Origin of the sequence: Promicromonospora sp. NPDC060271, from assembly GCF_042726755.1 — a bacterium.
Taxonomy (GTDB): domain Bacteria; phylum Actinomycetota; class Actinomycetes; order Actinomycetales; family Cellulomonadaceae; genus Promicromonospora.
In genome coordinates, this window is sequence record NZ_JBHXBG010000274.1 from 1 (window position 1) to 4,344 (window position 4,344).

A 4,344-nucleotide genomic window follows, 5' to 3' on the forward strand; every position below is an offset into this window, starting at 1 on the left:
CCGTCCCCCCCCCCCAAACACCCCCCCCCCCCCGGGGGGAGGGGGTGAGGTCGATCGTGAGGGGCTCGAAGGGGGTTGCCGGGGGGTAGGTGCCGCCCCAGAGGGTTGCGCCCTCCTCTGTCAGCTCCACCTGTCGCCACGTGAGCCGCGTGCCGTCGTCGGAGCGCTCGGGCGCTCCCGCGAGGCGGAACGCGTCCGTGCGCACGTCCGCGTCGCGGTCCCGGATGGACATGGTCCAGTCGGGGCCACCGTCGGCGGGGGCGGTGACCTCGATGTCGGCGACCTCGCCGACGAACGAGCCGAAGTGCCCGATGAAGACCACGGACCCCGTGAACGCGAACAGGGTGGACTCGGCAGTCGGGGCCGGGCTGAGTCCCGGGTCGAGCGGGAAGTGGAACGAGGCGCCGTTGCCGCCGACGGCGTCGTCCTGCACGATGCGGCCGCCGGGCGCCCCCATCACGTACATCAGCAGGCTTGCCTTGATCTCCCAGTCCAGATGAGCCACGCGAGAACGTTACTCCCACGTGCGGGTTCACGGTGCTCGGCGCCGGGGAGCGGTCATCGCGCCGGCGGGAAAGTGGTACCCGGGCAGGTGTGTTGCTCTGCGTAGACGTTGTCGACGCAGAGCAACACACTCCGCCCGCGTATGGTCTCCCCGTCGACCCTGGCGTGTTGTCCACCGCGTCGCCGCGCGTTCACGCGGGAGTCGCCCGGGTGACGGCGCGGGGTCACGCCTCGGCCACGGCGCATGGTCAGGATCGAGCCATGAGAACTACCCGGCAACGCCGCATCACCACAGCTCTGGCCGCCACGCTCGCGAGCACGCTCGCCCTGGGTGCCGCTCCGGCGTCCGCCCACCCGCGCGCCTTCGACCTCCAGGCCCATCGCGGCGGCGTCGCGCTCACCGTCGAGAACACGCTCCCGGCCTTCGACAACGCGCTCGCGCTCGGCGTGAGCACGCTCGAGCTCGACGTGCAGATCACACAGGACGGGTACGCCGTCGTCACGCACGACCGCGACCCGAACCCCGCCAAGTGCGTCGACACGGCGCCCGCGTTCCCGGGCGACCCCGAGTTCCCCTACGTGCCCAACAAGACGTACATCAAGGACCTCACGCTCGCGCAGGTCCGCACGATCGACTGCGGTTCGCTGCGGCAGCCGCAGTTCCCCGGGCAGGAGCTGCACCCGGGCGAGCGCATGCCGCTCCTGTCCGAGGTGCTGCGGCTGGTCAACCGCCACCGCGCCCACCAGGTCACGCTCAACATCGAGACCAAGGTCGAGGCCGGCGCCCCCGAGCAGACGGCGCCGCGCGAGCAGTTCGTCCAGGTCGTCGCGCACGAGGTCCGCAAGGCGCACCTCGTGGACCAGGTCACGATCCAGAGCTTCGACTGGGGCGCCCTGATGCGGATGAGCGAGGTCGAGCCGCGCTTCCCGCTCGTTGCGCTGACCAACGGCCAGCAGTTCCTCCAGGTGGGGGCGACGGGTGCCTCGCCGTGGCTCGGCGGGATCGACATCGACGACTTCCCGGGCTCGACCCAGGAGAAGTTCGTCGCGGCGGCCGCCTCGTTCGGGGCCGACGCCGTCTCGCCCGTGCACGGCGACCCGCAGGGCGGCGGTGTGAACGACCCGGGCTACGTCCCCTTCACCACGCCCGAACTCGTCGACGCCGCGCACGAGGCCGGCATGGCCGTGATCCCGTGGACCATCGACGACCGCGCCACCATCGAGTCCCTGATGGACCTCGGCGTGGACGGCATCATCACCGACCGCCCGGACCTGCTCCGCACGATCATGGCGGAGCGCCACCTCAAGCTCCCGAAGCGCTACTGACGGCCCGTCTCCGACTTGCCGAGCGATTGTGCCCAGAACTGGCGTGACTTCTGGGCACAATCGCACGGCGGACTGTCAGCCCGCCGCCTCGTTCGCCGGGGCCGCGGTATCCGGCGCTGGCCGACGGCGCTCCCGTCGGCCGCGGGCCAGCTCCGTCGCCAGCGCGTCGAGCGGCTGGGCGAACGTGTCCTCGAAACGGGCGAGCCAGGCGCGGGCGGCGGCCGTCCCGGCGTCGTCCACGGCGTAGAGACGACGCGTGCCCTCGGCGCGCACCCGGACCAGGCCGGCCTCGCGCAGCACCTTGAGGTGCTGCGAGACGGCCGGCTGGGTGATGCGCACGCGGGCCTGCAGCGCAGTGACCAGGGTGCCGGCGGGCTGCTCGCCCGGGACGAGCAGCTCCAGCAGCCGACGCCGGACCGGGTCGCCCAGCGCCTCGAACACACCCGCCTGCGCCGAGTCGGGCGCGGAGCTGCCGTCCCGCTCGGCATGGCCGGGGGCAGCGCGGTGGGTGGGCCGCGTGCCGCCGTCACGCCCGAGGTCGCCCGCCCGCGCGGCGGCCGGCACTCAGGACTCCGGCGCCGTGGTGTAGAAGGCCAGGGTGCGCTCTCCGGCGGCGCGGGCCTGGTCGGCGTCGTCCCCGGCGGCGACGGCGGCGTCGACCCAGCCCGCGTTGGCGAGCCGGGCGAACTCGATGCCCTCTGGCGAGAGCGACCACTCCTGGGCCTCGGCGGGGTCCAGGCTCTTGCCGCCGGCGAGGTGCAGGCCGAGCCCCATGAGACCGAGGTCCCAGCCGACGCCGGTGGCGCCCGGGCCGTACTGCTCCCAGAGGTCCGGGTCGACCGCTGCCTCGTGCACGAGCTCGAGCGTGGTGCCGCCGTCGGCCGGGGTCAGGTGGACGGTGAGCCAGGAGACGGTGTCGCCGAACTCCCAGGTGACCGCGAAGTTCTCCGGCGCGGCGCAGCGCTCGACCGTGCCGCCGGCGTTCCCCTCGAGCTGGTAGCGGCCACCGACGGTGAGGTCGCCGCTGACCGGCAGGAACCAGCGGGGGAGGCGCTCGGCCGACGTGAGGGCGTCCCAGAGGTCGTCGCGCTCGGCGGCGTAGGTGCGGCGGGCGACGGCGACCTTCGTCGGCACGCCGTCCCGGCTGCTGTCGCGGACCTCGCGGGTCACGAGGCCGGCTGTGGTGGCGGGGTCGATCAGGGTGGGCATGGTCTCTCCTTCTATAAGTGGCTACTTATGTTATCTCACAGGCTCGCGCCGAGGGCAAGGCGTGGGTGAGGCGGGGGATAAAAAGTGTGCCAAGCGCGCCGGTCCGCGAGTGTCGGTGAGGCGGAGTAGGTTCCGGACATGGCCCAGATCGCCGTGGTTCCCGCGACTGCCGACCGGTTCGGCGACGTCGCCCGCGTCCTCAACCCCACGGGGCGTGAGCAGGCGTGCTGGTGCATGCACTGGCGGGCACCGGCCAAGGAGGATGTCACGACGCGCGGGACCCGGCTGCGCGAGCTGACCGCACGGGAGCCGGCGCCGGGCATGCTCGCGTACCTCGGGGGCGCCGACGGGGCGAGCGCCGGCACGGGAGAGCCGGGCGTGGGAGAGCCGGGCACGGGGGAGCCAGGCGTGGAGGTGGCGGGCTGGCTCGGGTTCTCCCGCCGGTCGGACGCCGGATCGCTGCAACGGTCCCGGGTGCTGCCCGTCGGCGAGCCGGAGACCTGGCCCACCACCTGGGTCTTCATGTGCGTGACGGTGCGCGCCGGCTTCCGCAGGCAAGGCGTCGCCCAGGCCCTGCTTGACGCCGGGGCCGACTACGCCGCCGGACACGGGGCGACGGCGCTCGACGCGTTCCCCGTCGAGCCCGAACCTGGCCGCCGGGTGCCCGTGAGCGCGGCATTCGTCGGTACCGTCGGGATGTTCGAGCGTGCCGGGTTCGACCGGCTGGCGCCGACGGGTGCCACGAGCGGTCGGCTGACCCGCTGGCACATGCGGAGGGAGCTCACGCCGGGCTGAGCACCGCACGCGTCAGCCGACCGGCGCACACACGGCGGGCGCTATTCCTCTACCGGCACGACCACGCACAGCTCGAACGTCTCCCGGCCGCGGCGAAGGAGGTACCGCACGCGCTCCGCCGTCTCCTCCGACGCGTTCTCGTCCTTGTAGCTCCACCGCACGTCGACCCAGAGCAGGGCGTCGCCGACCTGCTCGACCGCCCGCACCTCCGGCACGGCGGCGACGAGCCCCTGCTCCCGGTAGGCGGCGAGCATGCCGCCGAGGGCGTCCCGCGCCGCCTCAGCATCGGGCACGACGAGGGATCGCCCGGCCTCCACCACCACCGACGGGTAGGCGAGGCTCTCGGTCACGGTCTCCAGGTCGCCCGAGCCGAGCGCCACGCCGTAGTCGACGAAGAACTTGACCAGGTCGTCCTGGTCATAGGGAGTGCTGCTCATCCCCACACGGTAGGCCGACAGCCCGTTGAGTGCTGGGTATTTGCCCCCTCAGCGCGGCCAAGGGGGCAAATAC

General features: G+C 73.0%; 6 protein-coding genes. 2 read left to right on the plus strand and 4 right to left on the minus strand.

Annotated features, from left to right (window positions below):
* The coding region (locus ACFWE2_RS24680) for an HtaA domain-containing protein (RefSeq protein ID WP_377226850.1) at positions 1-505 on the minus strand (505 nt) is incomplete at its 3' end.
* Positions 506-765: 260 nt separating this feature from the next.
* On the opposite strand from ACFWE2_RS24680, the gene ACFWE2_RS24685 reads away from it, so the two are divergent.
* Positions 766-1,830, plus strand: a complete 1,065-nt coding sequence (locus ACFWE2_RS24685) for a glycerophosphodiester phosphodiesterase family protein (protein ID WP_377226851.1) — start codon at positions 766-768, stop codon at positions 1,828-1,830.
* A 75-nt stretch (positions 1,831-1,905) separates the two neighbouring features.
* Here ACFWE2_RS24685 and ACFWE2_RS24690 read toward each other — a convergent pair whose 3' ends face one another.
* Both ACFWE2_RS24690 and ACFWE2_RS24695 read right to left on the minus strand, forming a co-directional pair.
* Positions 1,906-2,394: an ArsR/SmtB family transcription factor gene (locus tag ACFWE2_RS24690; protein ID WP_377226852.1), complete on the minus strand. Its 489-nt coding sequence runs from the start codon at positions 2,392-2,394 to the stop codon at positions 1,906-1,908.
* Positions 2,395-3,039 carry an SRPBCC domain-containing protein gene (locus tag ACFWE2_RS24695; protein ID WP_377226853.1) on the minus strand — a complete coding sequence of 215 codons (645 nt, stop codon included), beginning with the start codon at positions 3,037-3,039 and terminating at the stop codon, positions 2,395-2,397.
* A gap of 138 nt (positions 3,040-3,177) precedes the next feature.
* Here ACFWE2_RS24695 and ACFWE2_RS24700 point away from each other — a divergent pair, with 138 nt between their 5' ends.
* Entirely contained in the window at positions 3,178-3,834 is a 657-nt protein-coding gene (locus ACFWE2_RS24700) for a GNAT family N-acetyltransferase (protein WP_377226854.1), read from the plus strand.
* A 41-nt stretch (positions 3,835-3,875) separates the two neighbouring features.
* Here the strand turns inward: ACFWE2_RS24700 and ACFWE2_RS24705 are convergent, their stop codons facing one another.
* Positions 3,876-4,271 carry a hypothetical protein gene (locus tag ACFWE2_RS24705; protein WP_377131718.1) on the minus strand — a complete coding sequence of 132 codons (396 nt, stop codon included), beginning with the start codon at positions 4,269-4,271 and terminating at the stop codon, positions 3,876-3,878.
* Positions 4,272-4,344 lie beyond the last annotated feature (73 nt).